The following is a 205-nucleotide window of genomic DNA, read 5'->3' on the forward strand; positions in this document are numbered from 1 at the left end:
TCGGGTCCGGTGGGGTGGCTGGTTCGGGGTCCCGTCCGGGGCTGGCGGGCTGGCCGGGTCGGGGTCCCGTCCGGGGCTGGCGGGCTGCCGGTTCGGACCCCTGCCAGGGACCGGCGGGGCGGCGGGTTCGCGTTCCCGTCCGGGTCCGGTGGGTTCGGGGTCCCGTTCGGGTCCGGTGGGGTGGCTGGTTCGGGGTCTCGTCCGG

The organism is Streptomyces sp. SID5464, from assembly GCF_009862985.1.
Classification (GTDB): domain Bacteria; phylum Actinomycetota; class Actinomycetes; order Streptomycetales; family Streptomycetaceae; genus Streptomyces; species Streptomyces chartreusis_D.